The following is a 25,574-nucleotide window of genomic DNA, read 5'->3' on the forward strand; positions in this document are numbered from 1 at the left end:
TTCTGCCTACGCAATCTAGCTGCCGTTTTACAGCGAATTTTCCTGTAGGAAAGTTTTACCGCCCAGTTGACGCATCTGGCGTAAGATCCACTGTTGACGGCTCATTACGTAGCCTGAGGGTGCATGTGCCTTAAAGCGATGTGGATTCGGCAACACTGCCGCCAGCAGTGCCGCTTCAGAAGCGCTTAACCGGCTAGCAGGCTTATGAAAGAAATGCTGGGCCGCAGCCTCAACGCCGAAAATACCGTCGCCAAACTCCACAATATTTAAATAAACCGTCAGAATGCGCCTTTTGGTCCACACCAGCTCAATTCCAGCCGTCAATCCGGCTTCCAACCCTTTACGCACCCAACTGCGTCCATCCCACAGAAACAGGTTCTTCGCCGTTTGCTGTGATAACGTCGATGCGCCTCGGATGCGTTTTTGATTGCGCTGATTGTGCGCCAGAGCCGATTCAATGGCGCCCATGTCAAATCCCCAATGGTCAGGGAATTTCTGATCTTCCGCCGCCATCACGGCCAAAGCCATGTAAGGGGAAATTTCGCTCATAGGCACCCAATCCGAATGCGCCACGTAAGAAAAATCGCCGGAAAACCAGGCTCCAAGCTGCCTTTCGACCATCACCATGGAAAAGGGCACGGGCAGGAAAGCAAAAATCAAAATAGCGGCCAGCCAAAAGCCCAACAGAGCCAAAATGCCACGCTTTAGACCACGCCAGATCCATCCTATCCCGTATTTGCCCAATTTCATTCGATTAAGCCCAGCACCTTACTCACCAGTTTGTTGATTCCGACGGCAGCTTCAGAGATAGAACCGGCCAACATATAGGCAGGCGTGGTAACGACTTTATGCTCTGCATCCACCACAACATCTTCCACCGGGCAAACAATATGTTCCCCCCCCATGACCTCAATAGCATCGGCAGTATTGATATCATTACCAATGGTCAGGCGAATTCGCTCCCCCAACAGTTTTGGTAACATCGCAGGGGCAATACACATAAATCCAATTGGTTTACCAGACTTATGCATTGTTTGAGTAAGCTTATATAAATCTTCGTCTACAGAACATGCCGTTCCTTCCGTTGCGAAGCTACTCAGATTCTTCGCTGCACCGAATCCACCGGGTACAATTAATGCATCCAACTGCGCCGGATCGGCGGCAGAAAGTGGCTGAATCTTACCTCTCGCGATACGCGCAGACTCGACTAAAACGTTACGACTTTCGCCGGTAATTTCACCAGATAAATGATTAATAACATGGAGTTGTGGCTTATCCGGCGCAAAGCATACTGCCTCAACTCCGGCGCGGTCTAAAGCCAGCAATGTTAAGACGGACTCATGTATCTCTGCGCCATCGAAAACACCGCATCCACTCAACACTACACCGACTCTTTTCATCACAATCCTCCTTTTGTTTCGCTGTCAATCGCTTAACCTGTTCTAGTGACAAACAACAATCTCTATCACATATTTTAATGAATCTTGTAACAAGAGCGCTTACATTTGCTATGTTGTTGCTTGTATGATGTATCAACGAATCCATAAAACCTGCGGACACACACAGAAATTAATACGCAGGTTCACGTTTTCCCTGGTGTTGGCGCAGTATTCGCGCACCCCGGCCTCGGTCGGGGTTATTTTTTTTCAGCTTCCGCAGTCCACTCACGCAGTACCTGAACATCGTTACGCCATTCCAGTTTCAGCTCATCAATCCAATCTTGAACGTTATCCCACCATGCAGGCAATGAAGGCGTTTGAATCTGCTGTGCCAGTTGCTGCAAATGTCGTAACCCTACCGAACCTGCCGCCCCTTTAATTTTATGCGCTTCTTCGGCGATACCTTTTTGGTCACGAGCGGTCATGTTGGAATCCAACACCGCCAGATAACCCGGCATCATCTGCTCGAACATTTCCAGACTCTGATGAATCAGCTGTGGTCCCACCAAATCGATGTATTGCTCCAACATCACGGTATCGAGTAACGATTCATTAGTTTGCATCGGTTTATGTTCCTGTTTTTTTGTGGAGTGGGAAGGCTGATGATCCCAGAGCTGTTTGATCATTGCCGTTAAAGCAGGAACAGACAGCGGCTTACTCAGCACGTCATCCATTCCGGCATCAAGATATTCTTTTTTATCTTTTAGAACGTTAGCCGTTAGCGCCACCAGCGGCGGCAAGTGGCAATTGCCATAATCTGCGCGAATTTTGCGAGCAATATCCAGCCCTGTCATATCCGGGAGTTGAATATCCAATAGCACTAAATCAAAGTCATCCGGGTTAAACATATCCAACGCATCCTGGCCATTCATCGCCACCTCAACGCTGTTACCCAATTTTTCCAACACCGAGCGCGCCACAATCACGTTGAGTTCGATATCTTCCACCAGCAGTACGTGCAACGCAGGCAGCGGCATATTTTCATCAGACGGCACGCTAGTCACCTCATCCTGCACCGCAGGCGCCTTGATAGACAGCGTAAAGCAGGAACCGATACCCTGAGTGCTTTTCACGGTGATATCGCCGCCCATGCTCTGTGCCAGCCGTTTGGATACCGCCAGCCCGATTCCGGTTCCGGTAGCCGGACGCCCGCCGTTGCTGTCTTTCACCTGATAATACATAGCGAAGATCTTGTCTTGTTCATCCTGCGGAATTCCCATGCCGGAATCTTCCACTTCAAAGATCAGTCGGTCAGGATTTTCTCGCCGGATACGTACCACTATCTGCCCTTCCTGAGTGAATTTCACCGCATTACCAATCAGGTTCCACAAAATCTGGCGTAGGCGAGTGCCGTCTGTGATGACTTTCTCCGGTAATAGACCCTGAGGTTCCATCAGGAATTTCAGTCCTTTAGGTTGAACCAGTAAACCGGACAGGTTTTCCAGATCGGTCATAAAGCCGGTAAAGTCGATCGGTTGGTTGTCCAATTGTACTTTGCGCCGTTCCAACTTATCCATTTCGATAATATCGTTGAATATATTGCCCAAAGTGATGGCGCTTACATGAATGGTTTTGAGGTATTTCAGCTGTTCATCGTTTAAATCGGTATCCAGCAAAATACGACTCAGGCCGACGATGCCATTAAGCGGCGTACGCAGCTCATGGCTGATTGTTGAGATGAAAGTGGTCTTATCCCTACTGGCGTTCTCCAGCGCGTCTTGGTAGCGCTTACGCTCGGTTATATCGCGGCCAAAGCCCATTAGACCATGCCGTTTACCCACGCGATCGTAAAACGGTACTTTACGCAGTTCAAAGCAGGCCTTACGCCCATCGGGGTACACCAGCCACTGTTCGTAGGTCAAGGAAACGTTGTGGCGGAAGACCTTTTCATCGGTTTCCATAACTTTTTCGGCAATATCTGGCGCGTAAACTTCCTGTGGCGTCAAGCCGACCAGCTGTTTCTCACTTTTACCGGTCAGCAGCTCCATTGCGCGGTTACAGCCGGAAAATTCATTATCTTCGTTACGGTAGTAGACCAAATCGGGGGATGCATCGAGGAAGGAGCGTAACAGTGCGGATTGTTGCCCTAATTCCACCTGCGCCTGCTCCCGATGCCCCATTTCCTCTTTCAGCTTATCCACAACCTGTAGATGGGCTTTCTCCGCTTTCTCACGTTCGATAATTTCCAGATTTAGCTGCGAGATATTTTCCTGCAATTGCTGATTCAGTTCCCGATCGCGATAACGCATGATTTCCAGTTTATCTACCAGTCTGGATAAGCGCTGACGGGATTCCTCCAGCTGTTCCACCACAACTGACAGGAAATAAACCGCCCACGGCGTGATTAACAGCCCGAAAAAGATGGAGCGAACAAAATCGATGCTTTCGACCGAGCCGCGTAATACCAACGTGACGGCCATTTGCACCACCATCGCCAATATTACCAGCACCGAAGCCAGCAGCAGCGAGAAGCGCACCAGCCCTAACTTCACCATTAAATCAACGTAATACTGGGCTAATACCCTGATTTGCTTCATAACCACTCCCATCAGACTTCATGCGATAAATCATACCGTAAAACCAGAAATAGATAAGGCGGGTTGCCAAGAAGTGTGGAAAAGACTGCAAATCAACGGGAAATTGCGAAAGCTTAGACTGGCGATAGCCTGCAGACATTCTAAAAATAATGGGCAATACGCAGTAGCCGATCACCTACAAAGCGGAAGCTTGCCCTCCATGGGCTAACATATACCGATTCAACTCCACCATACCGGTCCAGCGATTTTCACACCACAGCGGAGCAAGCAACGTCGGGCGACGAGCACTGGCGGAAATTCGGTGATAGACAATATCGGCGGGCGTATGACGAATCATTTCTCCGGCGGTCACTACATAGTCTTCCAGAGCCAGCTCTGGCAAGCGCCCTGCTCGCCAGGCTTTAGCCATAGTGCTGCCTTCCACGATATGAAGCGGATGCAGTTTTAGTCCATCCACGCCGGTATCCACGACTTGTTGCAGAGTTTGCAAGCCTTGCGCTTGATTTTCGCCGGGCAAGCCAACGATCAAATGGCAGCACACTTTCAGACCGCGCGCTCTGGCACGGCGAGCCGTTTGTTGGTAGCTGGCGAAATCATGGCCGCGGTTAATACGTTTGAGGGTTTTATCATTGGCAGTTTGTAACCCCAGTTCCAGCCAGACTTCGTAACCTTGCCGATGATAACCACTCAGCAAGTCTAATACCGCATCCGGTACACAGTCTGGTCGGGTTCCCACACAAATCCCAACGATATCCGCTTCGGTTAAAGCCTGCTGATACATGGCTGCCAGCGCATTAACTTCGGCATAAGTGCTGGTATAAGCCTGAAAATAAGCCAGATAGCGATTAGCTCGGTTAACTTTCTTCGCCTGCGCTTCCAACTGCTCGCTTATGGTTCGCTGCTGCATTTGTTCGTCGGCAAACGAAGCCACCTGGCAAAATGTGCAACCGCCACGCCCTAGGGTGCCATCTCTATTCGGGCAGCTAAAACCGCCGTGGAGCGTGAGTTTATGGATTTTTTCACCATAACGGCGCTGTAAATCCGCACCAAACATATTGACTAATTGCTGCAACTGCATAATCTGGAGGATGCCTGTCGTAAAAGTCGCTTAGCCTAACCGGTCAGGGTGTTCCGTGCGATGACAGAGATCAACTCCCACTCCCTCGGGTGCAATTTCGCATAAGCATTCACTATAAATGCAAATAAAATCATTTAGCTGTCAATTAATTTTTCTAATCTCGGCAAACGCCTTAGTGCATCTATTACAAATTGATGAAAAATAGTTTTAAATATCATAAAATAATAAAATCATAGCATATCACTCTGACATCCCCACCAGCACTAGCATGGTGCAGAGATTTGACGATTGCACTATAGTGAGACAGCTCACATTTCCACTGCCCATCAACGACTCTTTCACAGGGTCAAAAATGCATGAATTATTTTTATAATCATCGAGATAAATCATTTTTTTGTGATCTGGATATATCTTAGGCCTATATTTGACCTCAGTATTCTTTCTCGCTAAGTTGGAAGTCCGCTGGAAGCTTTCTAGACGGGCAAACGTCTAGTCATAATTATGCAGTTATTTAAGACTCCCTCTTAAAACAAGTCATATACCACTTGTGAGACCATCACGAGAGGTCATTGACGGAGGGCGGAAAAGCAGATTTGCCGCGCCAGGCGCGCCTGTCAGCCCACCCGTCACCGTGAATTGTCCCTCGCAGTCGGTTGTGAGAGTCACGCAGAGCCTGGGGAGGTTCACTGATATGTTGTACGATAAATCCCAAGAGAAAGACAATTGCGGTTTTGGTCTCATCGCCCACATAGAAGGCGAACCAAGCCACAAGGTCGTGCGTACCGCAATACACGCGCTGGCCCGAATGCAACACCGTGGTGCGATTCTCGCTGATGGTAAAACTGGCGATGGCTGCGGTTTACTCTTACAAAAACCGGATCGTTTTTTCCGCATGGTCGCCGAAGAGCGCGGCTGGCGTTTGGCGAAAAATTACGCCGTTGGCATGATATTCCTTAGCCAAAACGATGAACTGGCTAGTGCAAGCCGCCGGATCGTTGAAGAAGAGCTACAAAACGAAACCCTTTCCGTGGTGGGCTGGCGCGAAGTGCCGACCAACCCTGATGTTCTCGGTGAAATCGCCCTTTCCTCTCTGCCGCGTATCGAACAGATTTTTGTTAACGCTCCGGCCGGATGGCGCCCGCGCGATATGGAGCGTCGTCTGTTTGTCGCGCGTCGCCGTATCGAAAAACGCATCTCAGATTTAGATTTCTACGTTTGTAGTTTCTCCAATCTGGTGACGATCTATAAAGGCCTATGTATGCCTGCAGATCTGCCACGTTTTTATCTGGATCTGGCAGATTTACGCCTCGAATCGGCCATTTGCCTTTTCCACCAGCGTTTTTCCACTAATACCGTGCCGCGCTGGCCGCTGGCTCAGCCGTTCCGCTATCTGGCACACAACGGTGAAATCAATACTATTGCCGGTAACCGTCAGTGGGCGCGCGCGCGTGCTTATAAATTTAAAACGCCGCTCATTCCCGATTTGCAAGACGCTGCGCCTTTCGTCAACGAAACCGGTTCAGACTCCAGCTCGCTGGATAATATGCTGGAATTGTTCCTCAGCGGCGGGATGGATTTGATTCGCGCTATGCGTTTGCTGGTACCACCGGCTTGGCAAAATAACCCGGATATGGATACCGACCTACGTGCCTTCTTCGACTTTAATTCCATGCATATGGAACCGTGGGATGGCCCAGCCGGGATCGTGATGTCTGACGGGCGCTACGCCGCCTGTAACCTCGACCGTAACGGTCTGCGCCCGGCGCGCTACGTGATTACCAAAGACAAACTGATTACCTGTGCTTCCGAAGTGGGGATCTGGGATTACCAGCCCGATGAGGTGGTAGAAAAAGGCCGCGTTGGCCCCGGCGAACTGATGGTGATCGATACGCGCAGCGGCAAGATCCTGCATTCGGCCGAAACCGATAACGATCTGAAAAGCCGCCATCCGTACAAAGAATGGATGGAGAAGAACGTTAAGCGCTTGGTGCCATTTGAGGATCTGCCGGAAGATCAGGTCGGCAGCCGCGAGCTGGATGATACTCAACTCGAAACCTATCAAAAACAATTCGGTTACACCAACGAAGAGCTGGATCAAATCATCCGCGTATTAGGTGAGAACGGTCAGGAAGCGACAGGCTCAATGGGCGATGACACCCCATTTGCCGTGCTTTCCAGCGGCCCGCGCATTATTTATGACTATTTCCGCCAGCAGTTTGCACAGGTTACCAACCCGCCGATCGATCCGCTGCGCGAAGCCCACGTGATGTCACTGGCTACCAGTATTGGCCGTGAAATGAACGTATTCTGCGAGGCCGAAGGTCAGGCGCATCGTTTGAGCTTTAAATCCCCTATTTTGTTGTATTCGGATTTCCAGCAGCTCACCACGCTAGAAGGCGAGTATTATCGCGCCGATCGCTTGGATCTGACGTTTGATCCGAGCCAGCAAGATCTGCAACAGAGTGTTTTATCACTGTGTGACGAAGCAGAGCGTAAAGTTCGCGATGGTGCCGTAATGCTGGTGCTCTCCGACCGCTCAATTTCCCAAACCCGTCTGCCGGTGCCCGCACCAATGGCCGTGGGTGCGATTCAGACCCGATTAGTAGAAAAAAACCTGCGCTGCGATGCCAACATCATTGTTGAAACCGCCAGCGCCCGCGATCCGCATCACTTCGCCGTATTACTCGGCTTTGGTGCTACCGCTATTTATCCTTATTTAGCTTATGAATCATTGGCTAAATTGGTCGACACACAGGCCATAGATAAAAAATACCGCGATGTGATGCTCAACTATCGCAACGGTATTAACAAAGGCCTGTATAAGATCATGTCCAAAATGGGCATTTCAACGATCGCATCTTATCGCTGTGCCAAGTTGTTTGAAGCCGTAGGTCTGCACAAAGAGCTGTCTGAACTCTGTTTCCAGGGCGTGGTTAGTCGTATCGGAGGCGCTAACTTCAGCGATTTCCAGCAAGACCTACAAAATCTGTCCAAACGCGCTTGGTTGAAGCGTAAACCGTTGGATCAAGGCGGGTTACTCAAATTTGTCCATAATGGCGAATATCACGCGTATAACCCGGATGTGGTCAATACGTTGCAGAAAGCCGTTCACAGCGGTGAATACAGTGATTACGAAGCTTACTCAAAACTGGTTAACGAACGTCCAGTGGCTACGCTGCGCGATCTCTTGGCGATCAAGCCGCAAGGTACGCCGATCCCAGTAGATCAAGTGGAACCAGCAGAATCTCTATTTACCCGTTTCGATACGGCGGCAATGTCTATCGGCGCGCTCAGTCCGGAAGCCCACGAATCATTGGCTATCGCTATGAATAGTTTGGGTGGATTCTCCAACTCCGGCGAAGGTGGCGAAGATCCGGTGCGCTATGGCACCAACAAAGTCTCGCGAATCAAACAGGTAGCATCCGGTCGTTTTGGCGTCACTCCGGCGTATCTGGTTAATGCCGACGTTATTCAGATCAAAGTAGCCCAAGGGGCAAAACCGGGTGAAGGCGGCCAGTTACCGGGTGATAAAGTGACCCCTTACATCGCTAAACTGCGCTATTCCGTACCGGGTGTGACGCTAATTTCTCCGCCACCGCACCACGATATTTACTCCATCGAAGATTTAGCACAGCTGATTTTCGATTTGAAGCAGGTCAATCCGAAGGCAATGATTTCGGTGAAACTGGTTTCCGAGCCGGGAGTCGGCACTATCGCCACCGGCGTGGCCAAAGCCTATGCCGATTTAATTACCATCGCCGGTTACGACGGCGGCACTGGTGCCAGCCCGCTTTCATCAGTGAAGTACGCCGGTTGCCCGTGGGAACTGGGTCTGGTGGAAACTCAACAGGCACTGGTTGCTAACGGTCTGCGTCATAAAATCCGTTTACAGGTGGACGGCGGCCTGAAGACCGGCGTTGATATTGTCAAAGCAGCGATTCTGGGCGCAGAAAGCTTCGGTTTCGGTACGGGGCCTATGGTGGCTTTAGGCTGTAAATACCTACGTATTTGTCACCTGAATAACTGCGCCACCGGTGTAGCAACTCAGGATGAAAAACTGCGTCGCGACCACTACCACGGCCTGCCGGAGCGCGTAGTAAATTACTTCCAGTTTATCGCCAGAGAAACGCGCCAGATAATGGCCGAACTGGGCGTAAGCCAACTGGTTGATTTGATTGGTCGTACTGATATGTTGATCGAGCTGGATGGCATTTCCGCGAAGCAGAACAAGCTGGACTTGTCACCGTTGCTGGCCACTGCCAAACCACATCCTGGCAAGGCGCTGTACTGTACCGAAAACAATCCTCCGTTCGACAAAGGCTCACTGAACAAAGCGTTGCTGGAACAGGCTGAACCGCATATTGAAGCCAGACAAAGCAAAACTTTCTACTTTGATATTCGCAACACCGATCGCTCGGTTGGCGCCGCACTGTCAGGGGCGATCGCCGCGAAGCATGGAGATCAAGGGCTGGCGACCGATCCGATCAAAGCACATTTCTCCGGTACCGCCGGGCAGAGCTTTGGCGTATGGAACGCCGGCGGCGTTGAATTAACGCTAACCGGTGATGCCAACGACTACGTCGGCAAAGGCATGGCCGGCGGCCGCATTGCGGTTCGTCCTCCGGTGGGCTCGGCTTTCCGTAGCCATGAAGCCAGCATTGTCGGTAATACCTGTCTGTACGGTGCAACCGGCGGCAAGTTATTCGCCGCAGGTCGCGCTGGTGAGCGTTTCGCCGTGCGTAACTCCGGCGCTATCACCGTAGTTGAAGGCATTGGCGATAACGGCTGTGAATATATGACCGGCGGCGTCGTCTGCGTGCTCGGTCGCACCGGTATCAACTTCGGTGCCGGTATGACCGGTGGCTTCGCCTATGTATTGGACGAAGACGGCGAGTTCCGTAAACGCGTTAACCCTGAGTTGGTAGAAGTATTGGATGTCGATGAACTGGCTATCCATGAGGAACATCTGCGCGGGCTAATCACTGAACACGTTCAGCTGACCGGGTCCAGCCGTGGCGAGGAAATCTTGGCTAACTGGCCAGATTGGGTTAGTAAATTTGCCTTGGTGAAACCAAAATCCAGCGATGTGAAAGCACTGTTGGGTCACCGTAGCCGTTCCGCAGCTGAGCTGCGGGTTCAAGCGCAGTAAGGGGTTAAAATGAGCCAGAATGTTTATCAATTTATCGACTTACAGCGCGTTGACCCGCCGAAAAAACCGCTGAAGATCCGTAAAATAGAATTTGTAGAGATTTACGAACCGTTCTCGGAAACCCAGGCAAAAGCGCAGGCAGACCGCTGCTTATCCTGCGGTAATCCTTACTGTGAATGGAAATGTCCGGTACATAACTACATCCCAAATTGGCTCAAACTGGCCAACGAAGGACGCATTATGGAAGCCGCGGATTTGGCACACCAGACGAATAGTCTACCGGAAGTCTGCGGCCGGGTTTGTCCGCAAGATCGCCTATGCGAAGGTTCTTGTACGCTAAACGATGAGTTCGGGGCGGTTACCATAGGTAATATCGAACGTTATATCAGCGATAAAGCCATAGAAATGGGCTGGAAGCCGGATATGTCCCACGTCCATCCAACCGGTAAGCGTGTGGCTATTATCGGTGCAGGTCCTGCCGGGCTAGCCTGTGCTGATGTGTTGACCCGCAACGGCGTACAAGCGGTAGTTTTCGATCGTCACCCTGAAATCGGCGGTCTGCTGACCTTTGGTATTCCAGCCTTCAAGCTGGAAAAAGAAGTGATGATCAAACGGCGCAAGATCTTCTCCGAAATGGGCATTGAGTTCCGACTGAATACCGAAGTCGGCAAAGACGTGGCGATGGAAACTCTGCTTAACGATTACGATGCGGTATTCCTCGGCGTGGGAACTTATCAATCGATGCGCGGCGGATTAGAAAACGAAGGGGCAACCGGCGTCTACGATGCACTGCCATTCCTGATTGCCAATACCAAACAACTCATGGGTTACACAGCAACCTCGGACGAACCTTACGTGAATATGGAAGGTAAACGTGTGGTGGTTCTGGGTGGAGGAGATACCGCAATGGACTGCGTGCGCACCTCAATCCGTCAAGGCGCAACGCACGTTACCTGCGCCTATCGCCGTGATGAAGTGAACATGCCAGGCTCCAAGCGAGAAGTAAAAAATGCTCGCGAGGAAGGCGTCGAATTCAAATTCAATCTGCAACCGCTCAGCATTGAAGTAAACGATGCGGGTAAAGTTTGCGGCGTGAAAATGGTTCGCACCCAGTTGGGCGCACCGGATGCGCAAGGCCGCCGTCAGGCTGAACATATTGCCGGTTCTGAGCACATTTTGGATGCCGATGCGGTAGTCACTGCCTTCGGTTTCCGTCCACACAGTATGGAATGGTTAGCCGCTCACGATGTCAGTTTGGATAAACAGGGGCGTGTAGTTGCGCCAGAGAGCGCCGATAACGCCTTCCAGACCAGCAACCCAAAAATCTTTGCCGGCGGCGATATTGTCCGCGGCTCAGACTTGGTGGTCACCGCTATTGCCGAAGGTCGTAAAGCTGCCGAAGGGATTATGGGATATCTGGAAGTCTAAATTTGCCCGTAGGTAGAAAGAAACACACGAAAAGGGCTGATATTCAGCCCTTTTTTATTTCACTCTCATATAAATGGTGAGCCATAATTTGTGATTAACTGTATATCAAATGGAAGTGTTCAATCGGCCCACCTAATCAGGTAACTAATCCTTGGGAAAAAAGATTTTCCCCTGATCGTCTGAAGGGCTAACTTTCTTAGAGATATGTAGAATTTCGGTCTTTTTACCCGCTAGTGGTAATAAACTAAATGAACCATTGAAAATACCTGAGTAATAGGCCTTACCCCCCATCATACGCTCCCCGATATTCACTCTATCTTCTGCTAATAACTCTATTTCACGATTATCTGAGCCTTTAATACGCTCAAATGTCATTTCTTTTGCCTTAATAATCGCATGTTCTGCAAAATTGAGCTCACCTAATGTTATGTTTTCTTTTGCTGTCATATCAATATTTGCAGCATTCACCGAGGCATCACTCCTAGTTTTGTTAATGCTTTTTCCTGCACTCATGATGACCTTCTGCCTAGCACTAAGGCCGCTAGTAGAGATATTACCAGACATGCTGGCCAGATAAACATTTCCACCAGAAATAGAACCTTCTGTTGCTAAACTATCGACCGGTGCTAGATTTATTATTCCGTTAGACTCAAGAGTCGTGGCATTTAACTTACCAAAGGTCTTTATCGTAATATCTTGCTCAGCTCTAATATCCTTAACAAGCAGCGTATTTCTGGAATCACTACTATATTTGACTGAATTGATGCTGCTGTCAGAATTTGATGAAAAACCGCTAGATACAGAATTCACAACACCTTTTAAGGTATCAGCTTTATTGAAAGGGTTCTCTAAATTATAATCACCTCCTTTCGTTATTTCATTACCTACAGTGATAGTTTTCGCTATAATTTCCGCCCCTTCGCGACTGCTTTGTACTACGCTCCCCCCGCTATTTAATACAATATCTTTTGCATTGAGCATGCCTTTAATATTAGTCGCAACACCCGAATCAATATCAATAGTCCCATTACCGCTATTCAAACTCCCCGCCAAATGCTCAATCCTCTCGCCAATCAATTTAATTCGACCATTATGACTTTCTACGACACCGGCATTAATAACATTTCGATTTGTCACGGAATTCCGCGCATATGGCGCTACCGGTATTAATCTAACATCTGAAAATTCAGACCTTTTATCTTTATTATTCCAAGATGCAGGATCAACTTTTACCGACATGCCACTCCCTCCAACTGATAGTGTCATTTCATCACCAGCAGTCAATAACACTTCATTTCCTGAATCAATAACGCCTTCATTACCTACGGCAGCGCCCATCATCACAACATTATCTTTAGCCGTGATTTCCCCCCGGTTAACAACTAAACCACCACGGGTATCCCCAGAAAATGCGATATTTCCATCAGGTGCAGCCATGAAAATATCATTAGTTGAATTCAAGCTAGACAGAACCAAGCTACCCACATCAATTTTGGCACCGTCGGTAATGGTAACGCCTCGCGGGTTAACGACAAAAACCTGCCCGTTAGACAATAAATCCCCTTGAATATAAGTCTCAAATGGTTCGCGAACACGATTTAAAACCGCAGAGTTAGTATTAGGTTGTTCAAATTTAACGGTTTCACCTGGTGCTATACCGAAGTTAGTCCAGTCAATTACCGCTCTGTCACTATTCTGCGTAATAATAGTAGTATTCTCAGGGCTTTTCTCACCAATAATTGCATTACCCGCCGTGACCTCCCCAACGCCTAATGCATAAACCTGACCACTTAATGTAAGGCTAATACAAATGGCGAGTGGTGTGGCTATTCCATTATTTTTCATGACAACTCCTTTATATGCAGCAATATCTATCCCTGATTAGAGATAGCCCCGCGAAATAATCGCGAAAGATGTTTATATGAATATATAATCAACTCAGATAATAATTAAAGGCAAAGGGCACAACCGATTGATTCAATAAATCCAACTCAATTAAGAAATGGTTATTATGAATTTATTATTAGAAATTAATCGAGCCGGTTAACCACCATCGGCTGCGTTCGGTAGCGCCGAGTAAATTATCTACTGCACCAACCCGCCGGGCATGAGTAATATCAATATTTCCTCGATAGTGCTGATAAGTCAGCCCTGCGCCATAACCTTGTAATAAAACATGATTAGATTGACCGATTCTTTTATTTGCTAATAAAGAACCTTGGGCATAATCATAGAAAGCATGAGTACTAATTCCAGGGTATAACGTAGCGAGATCCAACCGTAATGCTGGGGATAAGGAAAAACCCCGGTCTACGCTAATCGTATTCACATCATAAGCCCGGACAGCCAATGGACCACCTAACGCCATTTTTTCCACGCTGTCCGTATTCTGATGACTAAATTGCCCGGATGCACGCAGACTAGCGCCAAAATAATCGTTGAGTCGCTGCAATCCCATACCGCGGGCTTCCCACTTCCAAAATTCCCCACGGTTAGGATTATCTTGCATCGCATCCCTTAACGTTCCCCGAGTTAATCCTCCACGATAGTTAACAATATTAGGTTGTCCAAACCATCGGTGACGATAGTCCCCGTTGAGACTCAAACTTATTGAGTCTTGCTCGCGGTGAGAAGTAAAGGTCAATATTTTATCCCTCATCCACTTATAATCCCCTTGTACACCCAGAGATAAATTATTACCCGCAGTACGGATAACCGGCCAAGAGCTATATAGCGACAACACATCAGCATTACTGTCGATAAAACCGGTAAATCTTCCACCCGGCTGCGACTCAACCCGACTATAGGAAATACCGCCCCGTGCGCCCTGATAACCTAAGGGTAAATCATAGGTAATATTACCCAAGATGGTTTTAGCATCATTGGAATCTTTATTTTGCAGGAACTGCGGAGCATAGAGCACCATTCCCTGTAAGCGATCCGCCGATCCTGTTGGGTTATTAATGGTCATCCGAGCCAACGTACGGATGCGACCGGAATAACGCCCCCCATGATTATCCATCATCAAACGTCCGCTAATCGCTGGCTCTGATGCCACGCTCACGCTCAGCTGCGAGCCACCCACCTGTTCACCCGGTGATAATATTGAAGTTAATGGCCCGACTCCTGGCTGATCGCCTAAGCGCAGCAGTACGCTTTCCATTTGACGAATATTTTCAGGATGCTTATTCCCTGCCTGTAGGAATTTATTTATCAAACTATCGCGCACGCCAGATTGATTGTTGTGTAGATGAACTTTCTCTAACCGCCCTTGCACCACCTGAATATAAACATGACCTTCAGTGATATCCTGTTCTGGCAGATAAGCAAAGCTAAGAAGGTCGCCACCTTTGCGCATTATCCTTTCTATTTCCAATGGAATAGCCTGCAGCTGGGATACGCTCATATTCTGATTCTGTCGTGCAACCAATAGCGTATTGACCTGTTCCCGATAGCGCTCTGGTAGAGATCTCACACCTAGCGTTGCCACTCGCAGCATTTGCCCCGTATCGCTTTTCGAATCGGATTTTTCGCGTTGGTCAATTACAGGTTTCTGCTGCACCCGCGTTGCTTCTGGGGACAATAGCTGTTCATTGTCCTGTAAAATAGCCGCACTACCTGTAACCATTCCTGATACAGACGGGGTATTTGCCCAACTTTTCTGATTCAAACCTAATAACACAAAATAAAATAAAAAATAATGAATAGAGTGAATAATAAATCTATTGTTTTCGCGCATGGGAGAATATCCAGTCATAGTATAAATTCCTTTTAAATGCGCATAATCACTCCTTGCATTCCAATCAATGAAATCGATAGATATTAATTATATAAATACCCACAACTAAATCATCAAAGTTAACAATGAATGCTTTGCGTTTTAATATTCAAATCAATAATATTATTTCAACGTAGCCACATCATTAACTCACTACTTAATTATAATTTCAATTAATTAACCACAGCAATTTTTGAATTAAGAACATTCTGCTTTATAAGATTCACGATATAAATATAACCAATAAAATACAACGTAATACATATCAATAAAGATTGATTATATTATTAAATGCATTGGATATAAAAATAAAAAAATTGTAACAATCAAGTCCACCATATTCATCGCGATCTATACATAAATAGCTATAATGACTAGCTTATCTTCGTATATGCGCAGATATTGGCACAGGTTAGCTATTGAACAAGTTAATTATTTAAATTTGTTATAGTTACAACCCGTTATTTTGATCAAGGATATAGATGATGAAAACCCCTTTGCTATTACTCGCCGGTGGTTTACTGGTCACCAGTTTCAGTTCTCTGGCTATGTCACTGAATTATCAGGAAGTCGGCTATAACATTGAAGCACGAGGAGCCAAAGCAGTAGTAGCAGAACTGGCTAAATCTGGGCAACTGTCGGCGGTAGAAAATAATATCAAGCTGGGTGATGATAACTGGATTGCGATGGCGCCGAAGCTGGTAGAAGGTGGGAATCAGAAATTTGCGCAAGGTGTTAAATCAGCACTCTCTTCTGCCCTGATTTATAATCCGGCGGCGGTCTTGAAGGCCGTAGGCGATAGTCATTCGTTGGCTTTGTCCGACGTCTGTACTGCCCCGGCTGATGCAACAGATAGCGCTGCCAAAATCAGCTTCAAACAACGAGCTTCTAGAACTCTATCGACTATCAGAAATAGCGATATGATGACCACGCGGGATAGTTGCATAGCCGAATTGCAGAAACTGTCTTAACGATTAGCTTCCGAGCCAGAAACAACAAGGGCGGCCTAAGCCGCCCTATCAGAATAATACGCAGATCACTCGGATGATTATTTCACAACCCGCAATGCAGGCCGTCCACCCCTTGGAGGCGGCGGTGGCTCATCATCCGGATCGCTGCTGTCCAGCTTTGCTTGCGTCTCATCGGTGACCAGCACCAAGCTTTCGCTCGGCGCATTTTCTTCGTTCTGGTCATCCATCTCGGCAAAATAACCTTCTGCGTCGGCATCATAAGCAGCTTCAGGTTCAAACATCGTACCCGCGCCGTTTTCTCTAGCATAAATAGCCAGAACTGCGCCCATAGGTACCACAACCTGACGGGGTACACCGCCAAAACGGGCATTGAAACGGACATATTCATTACCCAGTTCCAGATTGCCCACTGCCCGCGGCGCGATATTCAATACAATTTGACCATCACGGGCAAATTCCATCGGAACCTCTACGTCGGGCCGTGTCACATCTACCACTAGATGAGGTGTAAGCTCGTTATCAATCAGCCAATCATAAAATGCGCGCAGCAGGTAAGGACGGCGCGGAGACATATCTGACATCTCCATAACCATTAACCTTGGATGCGCAAACGCATTTCGCGCTCAGGTTCAGTCAGCGAGGCTAGGAATGCATCACGTTCGAACACGCGAGTCATATAGCCTTTCAATTCTTTTGAACCTGCACCGCTCAGCTCAATACCCAGTTCAGGTAAACGCCACAGCAGCGGTGCCAAGTAACAGTCAACCAGGCTAAATTCTTCGCTCATGAAATATGGCGTCTGACCAAAGATTGGAGCAATGGCCAACAGCTCTTCGCGCAGCTGGCGACGTGCTGACTCTGCTTCCTGACCGGTTTTCTGCTCGATTTTGTACATCAGTGAATACCAGTTTTTCTCGATGCGCAGCATCATCAAACGGCTTTCACCACGGGCAACCGGATACACAGGCATTAATGGAGGATGTGGGAAACGCTCATCAAGATATTCCATGATGATACGGGATTCATACAGAGTCAGCTCGCGATCGACCAGCGTAGGTACCGTTTGGTAAGGGTTGAGGTCAATCAGATCCTGCGGCAGGTTATCCATCTCAACCTGCTCAATCTCAACGCTGACACCTTTCTCCGCCAGTACGATACGTACTTGATGGCTAAAAATGTCGGTCGGGCCAGAGAACAGCGTCATTACCGAACGTTTGTTGGCAGCGACAGCCATGAAAACCTCCAAGTTTATCTAGAAAACAGTGCGAATAGCCAACGCAACGGCTGCTATCCTGAGTAGTTTTACCGCCAGTTCACTGTCTCGACCAATACGCCGTTAATAAGCCTTGGGCGAGATAATCATTCAGCCAGGGAGATAAACGGACGTCAACAGCTCGGCGAACAGGCACAAAAGTGTGTGATAGTTTACCAGATTTTGCTTGTTTTGTGGGGATGGTGCAGTGATTTCATGGTGATTTGTCTGACGACTCGCAGTTTAGACCGCATAATCGCAGCACCCGATGGGGATTAGCTCGAATTTTAGGCATAAAAAAACCCGGTGAAACACCGGGTTTTTAGCATTAATCTGATGCCGTAAAGGCAAAAAATTAACGTTTGGAGAACTGTGGACGACGACGTGCTTTACGCAGACCCACTTTCTTACGCTCAACTTCACGCGCATCACGCGTTACGAAGCCAGCTTTACGCAGTTCACCACGCAGAGACTCGTCATACTCCATCAGTGCACGGGTGATACCGTGACGGATAGCGCCAGCCTGACCAGAAATACCACCACCTTTAACAGTGATGTACAGGTCAAACTTACCAACCATGTCTACCAGTTCCAGCGGCTGACGAACTACCATGCGGGCAGTTTCGCGGCCGAAGTAAACTTCCAGGCTACGTTGGTTAATAACGATATTACCGCTACCCGGCTTAATAAAGACGCGTGCGGAAGAACTTTTGCGGCGACCAGTGCCGTAGTATTGATTTTCAGCCATTGCCATAATCCCGATTAAATGTCCAGAACTTGCGGTTGCTGTGCCGCATGGGTGTGCTCAGTGCCCGCGTAAACTTTCAGTTTACGGAACATTGCACGACCCAGCGGGCCCTTCGGCAGCATGCCTTTAACCGCGATTTCAATCACACGCTCAGGACGGCGGGCAATCATCTCTTCAAAGGTCGCTTGTTTGATACCACCGATGTGACCGGTGTGATGGTAATAAATCTTGTCTGTACGCTTGTTGCCGGTTACAGCAACTTTATCTGCGTTCAGAACGATGATGTAATCACCAGTATCAACGTGCGGGGTGTATTCCGCTTTATGCTTGCCGCGCAGGCGACGAGCCAGTTCAGTAGCGAGGCGACCTAAGGTCTTACCGTTCGCGTCAACAACATACCAGTCGCGTTTTACGGTTTCTGGTTTAGCTGTGAAAGTTTTCATTAAAAGCTTACCCAATTATAAGTTACACGTTGGTGAACACCCAAACGCTCAAATCAACAGTTGAGGCTCACACGACCATCAAGTCCAGCAAACCTACCCCTTCGAATAGCCTATGCTGGCACTATAAAGTTTTTGGGAAAAAAACTTTATTGTAACGTGGGGTCGCAAGATTATAGAGAAGTCGGTTGCAAAGATCGAACTGTTTTTGGCGTGAGAAGCATAAAATTACAGGTGTTCAATCGGGCGATCAACAATCGCCCTGGCGCAGAATAGCATGTTTAACCAGCAATGTGCGAGCAACGACGTCAATATACTGCAACCTGACGTTTTACGGCAGATGGGGCAGTTTAAGGTACTCTTCACTCTGCATCTCTTGTAGGCGGGATAAACAGCGTTGATACTCGAATTTTAAGCGATCTCCCTGATAAATTTCAAACATCGATGCTTCCGCAGAGATAATCAGCTTCACCCGGCGCTCATAAAACTCATCAACCAACGCTAAAAACCGGCGCGCGGCGTTTTCTTCCTTCGCCGTCATCAGACGCAAATTGTGAAGTAATACCGTGTGATATTCGCGGGATAGCGCGATGTAATCCAACTGACTGCGAGCTTCTTCACATAATGTATGAAAATCTATCGCCAACACGCCATCAGCTGCACTAATAGCTGCCAGCGGGCGGTGATTGATCTCCAAAACCGGCATTTCCTCCCCCGCTTTCCCCGCCAGCTTAATAAACATCTGACGCATGTTTTGTTCGGCTTGCGGGTTTAATGGCGTGAGATACAGGTGTGCCTGCGTGAGTGTCCGTAACCGATAATCAATACCGGCATCGACGTTCATCACTTCGCAATATTCTTTAATCAGGGTAATCGCAGGAATGAAGCGCGCTCGCTGTAAACCGTTTTGATAGAGATTGTCCGGCGGTATGTTAGAGGTGGCGATCAACGTGATACCGCGAGCAAACAGAGCCTGCAGCAGCGTAGCCAGCAGCATGGCGTCGGTGATATCCGAAACAAAGAATTCATCAAAGCACAACACATCGGTTTGAGCTTTAAATCCGTCGGCAACTATTTCCAGCGGATTTTCATGGCCTTGCAGCTCGGCAAGTTCCTGATGAACCCGCAGCATAAAGCGATGAAAATGCAGCCGAAGCTTACGATCACCCGGCAAACTGTGGAAAAACAGATCCATTAGCCAAGTTTTTCCGCGCCCGACGCCGCCCCACATATATAACCCCTGCACCGGGGGAATCGCCGCTAACGCGTCGTTTCTTCCTAATAAACGACTCAGGCGACCACGCAGACCCAGCGTTGGTGTCGGCCGATTTGCCCGCTCACACAAAGCTAAATAAATCTGCTCCAGTTGCTCAACCGCCTGACGCTGAACCTCGTCGGGTTGATATTCTCCAGCGGCTAAAGCCTGCTGATAACGTGCTGTAGGTGTACTAAGTTGCATGTTTTTCAACAATCCCTGATAAAATATTTATCTGTTTTTCGCTGCGCTTTTATGCTGATTTGTCTGGTAATCGACGCATTTAACGACGGTAACACCATCGGAAAAAGTATGATAACCATAGGCAAAGTTGCATCAGGATTCCACTCTGACAAGGTTAACGGTTATAGTGGGTATTATTAAGTGAAAAAGCCCTACCGAACAATGAAGTCAAAAAAGGAGTCATTATGACCTGGGAGTATGCGCTTATTGGGTTAGTTGTTGGTATCGCCATCGGTGCGGTAGCCATGCGCTTTGGCAATCGTAAATTGCGTCAGCAGCAAGTGCTGCAAAACGAACTGGAAAAGAGCAAATCCGATCTGGAAGAATATCGTCAGGAGTTAGTTGGCCATTTCGCCCGCAGTGCAGAATTGCTGGATAATATGGCTCGTGATTATCGTCAGCTGTATCAGCACATGGCGAAAAGCTCGAATAACCTGCTGCCTGATTTACCGATGCAGGACAACCCGTTCCGCTACCGTTTGACCGAATCCGAAGCGGATAACGATCAGGCGCCGGTAAAAATGCCGCCGCGCGATTATTCTGAAGGAGCGTCCGGTTTGCTGCGTCCTGAGCATCAAACACGCGATTAATTCGACCTATCAATAGGTTGCCCAGATAGCGCACTCTCCGCGCTATCTGGTTATCTTTCATTTACCCTTCTTTTACAGTTCTATACTTACCACTCCTTGAATCACCGCCACCCGGCCCCTATATGATGGAATATCACGTGGTCGCTTCTGGCGGTAATCGCAGTAGCTTTTTGAAATAAGTGAATTTTTTACCGGCCCAACGGTCTTAGCTTTCAGTGGACCTATGCCGCAATATCACTAATTCATTCACCGTTAGGTATTGAGAGAGTTTAATCCAATGAAAAAAAAGTCATTACTTCTTAGTGCACTAGCTATGAGCGTTGGCCTTAGCCTTGCCGCTGCACCGGCGGTTACCGCCGCCCCCTTGTCAATGGCCGTTGCCGGACAACCTTTGCCAAGCCTTGCTCCAATGTTAGAAAAAGTCCTGCCAGCGGTAGTCAGTGTCCATGTGACCGGCACTCAAGCGCAGCAACAGCGTTTACCGGAAGAGTTTAAATTCTTCTTCGGCCCGAATGCGCCGATGAGTAAAGAAAGCATCCGCCCATTTGAAGGCCTAGGCTCAGGCGTGATTATTAACGCCGAGAAAGGCTACGTGCTGACTAATAATCACGTTATCAATAATGCAGATAAAATCCGCGTTCAGTTGAATGATGGTCGTGAATATGATGCCAAACTGCTGGGACGCGATGAGCAAACCGATATTGCTCTATTACAGATTACGGATGCCAAAAACCTGAAAGCGATTCCTATGGCAGATTCAGACAATCTGCGCGTTGGTGATTTCGCCGTTGCGGTCGGCAACCCATTTGGTTTAGGCCAGACCGCTACATCCGGCATTATTTCCGCTCTGGGCCGCAGTGGCCTGAATCTGGAAGGGCTGGAAAACTTTATTCAAACAGATGCTTCTATCAACCGGGGTAACTCCGGCGGCGCGCTGGTTAACCTGAACGGCGAACTTATCGGGATTAACACGGCCATTCTGGCTCCGGGCGGCGGTAACATCGGGATCGGCTTTGCCATTCCGAGCAATATGGCACAGAACCTAAGCCAGCAGCTGATTGAGTTTGGCGAAGTCAAACGCGGCATTTTAGGTATTAAAGGCAGCGAAATGACCGCTGACATGGCTAAAGCCTTTAATATCGACGCACAGCGTGGCGCATTTGTCAGCGAAGTTATGCCGAAATCGGCTGCGGCGAAAGCCGGTATTAAAGCCGGTGACGTTTTGGTTTCTGTCGATGGCAAGCCAATTAACAGCTTCGCCGAGCTTCGCGCTAAAGTCGGAACAACCGGACCGGGTAAAACCATCAAAGTTGGCTTACTACGCGACGGCAAACCGCTGGAAGTCTCGGTAACGCTGGAAAATAGCAACCCGACCTCCACCAGCGCCGAAACCCTGTCTTCATCACTACAAGGCGCGTCGTTGAGCAACACCGAAATTAAAGGCGTAGGCAAAGGTGTTAAGGTCGATAACGTCGCCAAAGGTTCCCCAGCCGCACAGGCCGGGTTACAGAAAGATGATGTGATCATCGGCATCAACCGTCAGCAAACTAAAGATATCAGCGAGTTACGGAAAGCGCTGGCCACTAAGCCTGCGGTGATGGCGTTGAATATCATCCGTGGCAACGAAACCATTTATCTATTATTACGTTAATTTGTAGAAAAATCGGACACAGCACAATGCTGTGTCCGGTTAACTCATGCTATTCTGCCATCACCTATCTTTCATGCCTTAAACCTCATGTTTATTAAGCTATTGCGATCCACCATTATTGGGCTGATTGTTGCCGGTATCTTACTGGCTGCGCTGCCCGTTTTGCGTTCGCCCGGTCACCTGTTCGCCGGAAAAGCAGAGAGCACAGATAGTGAAGTTCCCGTTAGCTACAACCTTGGAGTGCGCAGAGCCGCGCCTGCGGTAGTCAATGTGTACAACCGTAGCATGGGCGCCACCGCTCAGGACGGTCTGGCCATTCGCACTTTGGGTTCTGGCGTGATCATGAGTGACAAGGGCTATATTCTTACCAACAAGCACGTGGTGAATAACGCCGAGCAAATTATTGTGGCTCTGCAAGATGGGCGCGTGTCCGAAGCCTTGCTGGTTGGCTCCGACAATATGACCGATCTGGCCGTGCTAAAAATCGATGCGGGCAATTTGCCGGTTATACCGATTAATAACCACAGAATCCCACATATTGGCGATGTGGTTCTTGCCATAGGTAACCCTTATAATCTAGGGCAAACTATTACTCAGGGCATTATCAGCGCGACCGGACGCATAGGTTTAAGCGCTTCCGGTCGACAAAACTTCCTGCAAACTGATGCATCAATCAATCAGGGCAACTCGGGGGGGGCGCTGGTTAATTCTCTCGGTGAATTGGTGGGAATTAATACGTTATCTTTCGATAAAAGTAGCAACGGCGAAACGCCGGAAGGCATTGGCTTCGCAATTCCTACCGTTTTAGCCACTAAAGTAATGGAAAAGCTGATTCGCGATGGACGAGTCATTCGTGGCTTTATCGGCATTACCGGCGGTGATTATCCGCCGTTCCACGCCAATACCCGCAATACCTCCTCAAATCTGGAACGCATTCACGGTATTAAAGTGAATCAGGTTTCGCCTAATGGCCCAGCGGCGGCGGCAAATATGCAGGTCGGTGATATCATCCTTAGCGTGAATAACAAGCCAGCAATCTCTGCGGTAGAAACCATGGATCAGGTGGCCGAAGTGCGTCCTGGCACCACCATTCCCGTGGTTATTCTGCGCAATGGCGAACAAATTACCCTGAACGTAACTATCAGTGAATATCCAGACAGCTGATTGGATTAGATAATCTGAGTTACAGGCGAAAAAAGCCGGTCAGTTGAGAAACCTGACCGGCTTTTTTTATCTCTGGGTTCGGTTAAATCTGGCATGACGACATACCTGCCAGATTTAAACTCAGTTAGCTAAGCCGCAGCGAAGTTTACTCCCCTTGCACTCGTTCGATGTTGGCACCCAACGCACGCAATTTGTCTTCAATGCGCTCGTAACCGCGATCGATATGATAGATACGGTCAACAATAGTTACACCATCAGCGATACAACCCGCCAATACCAAGCTGGCTGAAGCCCGCAGGTCTGTTGCCATAACCTGCGCGCCAGAGAGCTGCTCAACGCCGTGGCAAATCACGGTGTTGCTTTCGATTTCTGCACGAGCGCCCATACGGATCAATTCGGGAACGTGCATAAAGCGGTTTTCGAAGATAGTTTCGGTAATCACGCCAGTACCTTCGGCAACCAGATTCAGCAGGCTGAATTGCGCCTGCATATCCGTCGGGAACCCCGGATGTGGCGAGGTACGCAAAGTCACGGCCTTAGGACGTTCACCGTGCATATCCAGACTAATCCAGTCCTCACCAACTTCAATATCCGCACCGGCTTCACGCAATTTCGCCAATACCGCATCCAGTGTATCCGGACGGGTTTTGCGGCAAACAACTTTGCCGCCGGAAATCGCCGCCGCTACCAAGAAAGTACCGGTTTCGATACGATCCGGTAGTACGCGATATACGCCGCCGCCCAAACGCGCAACGCCTTCGATAGTAATGCGGTCAGTGCCTGCGCCAGTAATTTTGGCGCCCAGCGTGTTCAGGAAGTTCGCGGTATCGACGATTTCTGGTTCGCGGGCTGCGTTTTCGATAATCGTGGTGCCTTCAGCCAGTGTCGCCGCACTCATAATGGTGACGGTAGCGCCAACGCTGACCTTATCCATAACGATATGAGCGCCTTTCAGGCGGCCTTCAACGGAGGCTTTAACGTAGCCTTCTTCCAGTTTGATTTCAGCGCCAAGCTGTTCCAAACCGGAGATATGCAGGTCAACCGGACGAGCACCGATAGCGCAGCCACCCGGCAAAGAAACCTGACCGCGACCAAAACGCGCAACCAAAGGCCCTAACGCCCAAATGGAGGCGCGCATGGTTTTCACCAGATCGTAAGGCGCGCAGAATACATCAACCCCGCTGGCATCAACAAAAATCGAGCCATTGCGCTCAATTTTAGTACCCAGTTGGCTCAGTAATTTAATCGTGGTATCGATGTCCTTCAGATGAGGAACATTCTGTAATTCCACAGGTTCTTCGGCCAACAACGCGGCAAACATAATTGGCAGGGCGGCGTTTTTAGCGCCGGAAATAGTGACTTCACCACTTAGGCGAGTCCGCCCCTGCACACGAAATTTCTCCATTTGACTACTCTCTGTTGTCAGATTCGATGTCGCTGTTCGCCGTAGCCAACAGCATTAAAAGCCGTTAAGTTTGCGATCCCGCTGCCACTCTTGAGGCGTATAAGCTTTGATCGATAAAGCATGAATACGGTTATCAGCGATGTATTCCATCAAAGGCGCATACACAGCCTGCTGTTTCTTCACGCGGCTCATATCGGCAAATAATTCACCGACAGCAATCACCTGAAAATGACTACCGTCGCCGGTCACGTGTGCTTCCTGTAGTGCCAATGCATTCATCAGCACATCTCTAATTTCGTTGGTATCCATAATATTCATTCTATTTTCAGAGGATCATAATCAGTCAAACATAGTAGAGGAATACGGCAAGCTCTTAAACTAAAGAAAAGCCCCTGTGTCGTAAGTTACGTACAGGGGCCAGAATGCCGTTATGCTCAACTAAGGTC

At 48.7% G+C, this 25,574-nt stretch carries 19 protein-coding genes; 6 read left to right on the forward strand and 13 right to left on the reverse strand.

What is annotated here, in order from left to right:
- Positions 1-27 precede the first annotated feature (27 nt).
- The 4 genes from mtgA to AD970_RS08320 form a co-directional block, all read right to left on the reverse strand.
- Positions 28-750 carry a monofunctional biosynthetic peptidoglycan transglycosylase gene (mtgA, locus tag AD970_RS08305; protein WP_049597860.1) on the reverse strand — a complete coding sequence of 241 codons (723 nt, stop codon included), beginning with the start codon at positions 748-750 and terminating at the stop codon, positions 28-30.
- Positions 747-1,400 (reverse strand): isoprenoid biosynthesis glyoxalase ElbB, encoded by a 654-nt coding sequence (gene elbB / locus AD970_RS08310; RefSeq protein ID WP_049597861.1) that lies wholly within the window; start codon positions 1,398-1,400, stop codon positions 747-749. Before elbB ends, mtgA begins: the two co-directional genes overlap by 4 nt.
- A 236-nt stretch (positions 1,401-1,636) precedes the next feature.
- A complete protein-coding gene (gene arcB / locus AD970_RS08315; RefSeq protein ID WP_049598109.1) occupies positions 1,637-3,976 on the reverse strand; it encodes an aerobic respiration two-component sensor histidine kinase ArcB in 2,340 nt (779 codons plus the stop codon).
- Positions 3,977-4,151: 175 nt separating this feature from the next.
- Complete coding sequence (locus AD970_RS08320) at positions 4,152-5,054, reverse strand: TIGR01212 family radical SAM protein (protein ID WP_049597862.1); 903 nt, start codon at positions 5,052-5,054, stop codon at positions 4,152-4,154.
- A gap of 691 nt (positions 5,055-5,745) precedes the next feature.
- Between AD970_RS08320 and gltB the strand changes: the two genes are divergently transcribed.
- Positions 5,746-10,203, forward strand: a complete 4,458-nt coding sequence (gene gltB, locus AD970_RS08325; protein WP_049597864.1) for a glutamate synthase large subunit — start codon at positions 5,746-5,748, stop codon at positions 10,201-10,203.
- Between the two features lie 9 nt (positions 10,204-10,212).
- The gene (locus AD970_RS08330) at positions 10,213-11,631 is read left to right on the forward strand and encodes a glutamate synthase small subunit (protein WP_049597866.1); all 1,419 of its coding nucleotides are present in this window, start codon (positions 10,213-10,215) and stop codon (positions 11,629-11,631) included.
- 144 nt (positions 11,632-11,775) lie between these two features.
- Here the strand turns inward: AD970_RS08330 and AD970_RS08335 are convergent, their stop codons facing one another.
- Positions 11,776-13,476 (reverse strand): two-partner secretion domain-containing protein, encoded by a 1,701-nt coding sequence (locus AD970_RS08335; RefSeq protein ID WP_049597868.1) that lies wholly within the window; start codon positions 13,474-13,476, stop codon positions 11,776-11,778.
- A 178-nt stretch (positions 13,477-13,654) separates the two neighbouring features.
- A complete protein-coding gene (locus AD970_RS08340; protein ID WP_162199320.1) occupies positions 13,655-15,259 on the reverse strand; it encodes a ShlB/FhaC/HecB family hemolysin secretion/activation protein in 1,605 nt (534 codons plus the stop codon).
- A gap of 635 nt (positions 15,260-15,894) precedes the next feature.
- Between AD970_RS08340 and AD970_RS08345 the strand changes: the two genes are divergently transcribed.
- Positions 15,895-16,380: a hypothetical protein gene (locus AD970_RS08345; RefSeq protein ID WP_049597871.1), complete on the forward strand. Its 486-nt coding sequence runs from the start codon at positions 15,895-15,897 to the stop codon at positions 16,378-16,380.
- A gap of 77 nt (positions 16,381-16,457) precedes the next feature.
- Here the strand turns inward: AD970_RS08345 and sspB are convergent, their stop codons facing one another.
- From sspB to zapE, 5 genes are all read right to left on the reverse strand, one after another.
- Positions 16,458-16,967, reverse strand: a complete 510-nt coding sequence (gene sspB / locus AD970_RS08350) for a ClpXP protease specificity-enhancing factor (RefSeq protein WP_049597873.1) — start codon at positions 16,965-16,967, stop codon at positions 16,458-16,460.
- A gap of 5 nt (positions 16,968-16,972) precedes the next feature.
- Positions 16,973-17,614, reverse strand: coding sequence for a stringent starvation protein SspA (gene sspA / locus AD970_RS08355; RefSeq protein WP_049597875.1), 642 nt, complete (start codon positions 17,612-17,614; stop codon positions 16,973-16,975).
- Between the two features lie 373 nt (positions 17,615-17,987).
- Positions 17,988-18,380 (reverse strand): 30S ribosomal protein S9, encoded by a 393-nt coding sequence (gene rpsI / locus AD970_RS08360; protein ID WP_049597877.1) that lies wholly within the window; start codon positions 18,378-18,380, stop codon positions 17,988-17,990.
- A 14-nt stretch (positions 18,381-18,394) separates the two neighbouring features.
- Positions 18,395-18,823 (reverse strand): 50S ribosomal protein L13, encoded by a 429-nt coding sequence (gene rplM / locus AD970_RS08365; protein ID WP_049597880.1) that lies wholly within the window; start codon positions 18,821-18,823, stop codon positions 18,395-18,397.
- A gap of 328 nt (positions 18,824-19,151) precedes the next feature.
- Positions 19,152-20,279 carry a cell division protein ZapE gene (zapE, locus tag AD970_RS08370; protein ID WP_049597881.1) on the reverse strand — a complete coding sequence of 376 codons (1,128 nt, stop codon included), beginning with the start codon at positions 20,277-20,279 and terminating at the stop codon, positions 19,152-19,154.
- A 224-nt stretch (positions 20,280-20,503) separates the two neighbouring features.
- Between zapE and zapG the strand changes: the two genes are divergently transcribed.
- The 3 genes from zapG (at position 20,504) to degS (ending at position 23,723) form a co-directional block, all read left to right on the forward strand.
- Positions 20,504-20,908: a Z-ring associated protein ZapG gene (gene zapG / locus AD970_RS08375; RefSeq protein WP_049597883.1), complete on the forward strand. Its 405-nt coding sequence runs from the start codon at positions 20,504-20,506 to the stop codon at positions 20,906-20,908.
- Positions 20,909-21,185: 277 nt separating this feature from the next.
- A complete protein-coding gene (gene degQ, locus AD970_RS08380; protein WP_049597884.1) occupies positions 21,186-22,559 on the forward strand; it encodes a serine endoprotease DegQ in 1,374 nt (457 codons plus the stop codon).
- Between the two features lie 87 nt (positions 22,560-22,646).
- On the forward strand, positions 22,647-23,723 hold the full coding sequence (degS, locus tag AD970_RS08385; protein ID WP_049597885.1) for an outer membrane-stress sensor serine endopeptidase DegS: 1,077 nt from the start codon (positions 22,647-22,649) through the stop codon (positions 23,721-23,723).
- Between the two features lie 145 nt (positions 23,724-23,868).
- Here the strand turns inward: degS and murA are convergent, their stop codons facing one another.
- Positions 23,869-25,128 carry a UDP-N-acetylglucosamine 1-carboxyvinyltransferase gene (murA, locus tag AD970_RS08390; RefSeq protein WP_049597887.1) on the reverse strand — a complete coding sequence of 420 codons (1,260 nt, stop codon included), beginning with the start codon at positions 25,126-25,128 and terminating at the stop codon, positions 23,869-23,871.
- Positions 25,129-25,182: 54 nt separating this feature from the next.
- Positions 25,183-25,437 carry a BolA family iron metabolism protein IbaG gene (ibaG, locus tag AD970_RS08395; RefSeq protein ID WP_049598111.1) on the reverse strand — a complete coding sequence of 85 codons (255 nt, stop codon included), beginning with the start codon at positions 25,435-25,437 and terminating at the stop codon, positions 25,183-25,185.
- Positions 25,438-25,574: the final 137 nt, after the last annotated feature.

The sequence above is a fragment of the Yersinia nurmii genome (genome assembly GCF_001112925.1).
Taxonomy (GTDB): Bacteria; Pseudomonadota; Gammaproteobacteria; order Enterobacterales; family Enterobacteriaceae; genus Yersinia; species Yersinia nurmii.

Bases quoted from the DNA above. Each gene is read 5' to 3' on its own strand.
- degS (WP_049597885.1), top strand. From the start codon at position 22,647: ATGTTTATTAAGCTATTGCGATCCACCATTATTGGGCTGATTGTTGCC.
- murA (WP_049597887.1), bottom strand. From the start codon at position 25,128: ATGGAGAAATTTCGTGTGCAGGGGCGGACTCGCCTAAGTGGTGAAGTC.
- mtgA (WP_049597860.1), bottom strand. From the start codon at position 750: ATGAAATTGGGCAAATACGGGATAGGATGGATCTGGCGTGGTCTAAAG.
- AD970_RS08320 (WP_049597862.1), bottom strand. From the start codon at position 5,054: ATGCAGTTGCAGCAATTAGTCAATATGTTTGGTGCGGATTTACAGCGC.
- sspB (WP_049597873.1), bottom strand. From the start codon at position 16,967: ATGGAGATGTCAGATATGTCTCCGCGCCGTCCTTACCTGCTGCGCGCA.
- arcB (WP_049598109.1), bottom strand. From the start codon at position 3,976: ATGAAGCAAATCAGGGTATTAGCCCAGTATTACGTTGATTTAATGGTG.
- ibaG (WP_049598111.1), bottom strand. From the start codon at position 25,437: ATGGATACCAACGAAATTAGAGATGTGCTGATGAATGCATTGGCACTA.
- gltB (WP_049597864.1), top strand. From the start codon at position 5,746: ATGTTGTACGATAAATCCCAAGAGAAAGACAATTGCGGTTTTGGTCTC.
- degQ (WP_049597884.1), top strand. From the start codon at position 21,186: ATGAAAAAAAAGTCATTACTTCTTAGTGCACTAGCTATGAGCGTTGGC.
- AD970_RS08335 (WP_049597868.1), bottom strand. From the start codon at position 13,476: ATGAAAAATAATGGAATAGCCACACCACTCGCCATTTGTATTAGCCTT.
- zapE (WP_049597881.1), bottom strand. From the start codon at position 20,279: ATGCAACTTAGTACACCTACAGCACGTTATCAGCAGGCTTTAGCCGCT.
- elbB (WP_049597861.1), bottom strand. From the start codon at position 1,400: ATGAAAAGAGTCGGTGTAGTGTTGAGTGGATGCGGTGTTTTCGATGGC.
- sspA (WP_049597875.1), bottom strand. From the start codon at position 17,614: ATGGCTGTCGCTGCCAACAAACGTTCGGTAATGACGCTGTTCTCTGGC.
- AD970_RS08340 (WP_162199320.1), bottom strand. From the start codon at position 15,259: ATGGTTACAGGTAGTGCGGCTATTTTACAGGACAATGAACAGCTATTG.
- rplM (WP_049597880.1), bottom strand. From the start codon at position 18,823: ATGAAAACTTTCACAGCTAAACCAGAAACCGTAAAACGCGACTGGTAT.
- zapG (WP_049597883.1), top strand. From the start codon at position 20,504: ATGACCTGGGAGTATGCGCTTATTGGGTTAGTTGTTGGTATCGCCATC.
- AD970_RS08330 (WP_049597866.1), top strand. From the start codon at position 10,213: ATGAGCCAGAATGTTTATCAATTTATCGACTTACAGCGCGTTGACCCG.
- rpsI (WP_049597877.1), bottom strand. From the start codon at position 18,380: ATGGCTGAAAATCAATACTACGGCACTGGTCGCCGCAAAAGTTCTTCC.
- AD970_RS08345 (WP_049597871.1), top strand. From the start codon at position 15,895: ATGAAAACCCCTTTGCTATTACTCGCCGGTGGTTTACTGGTCACCAGT.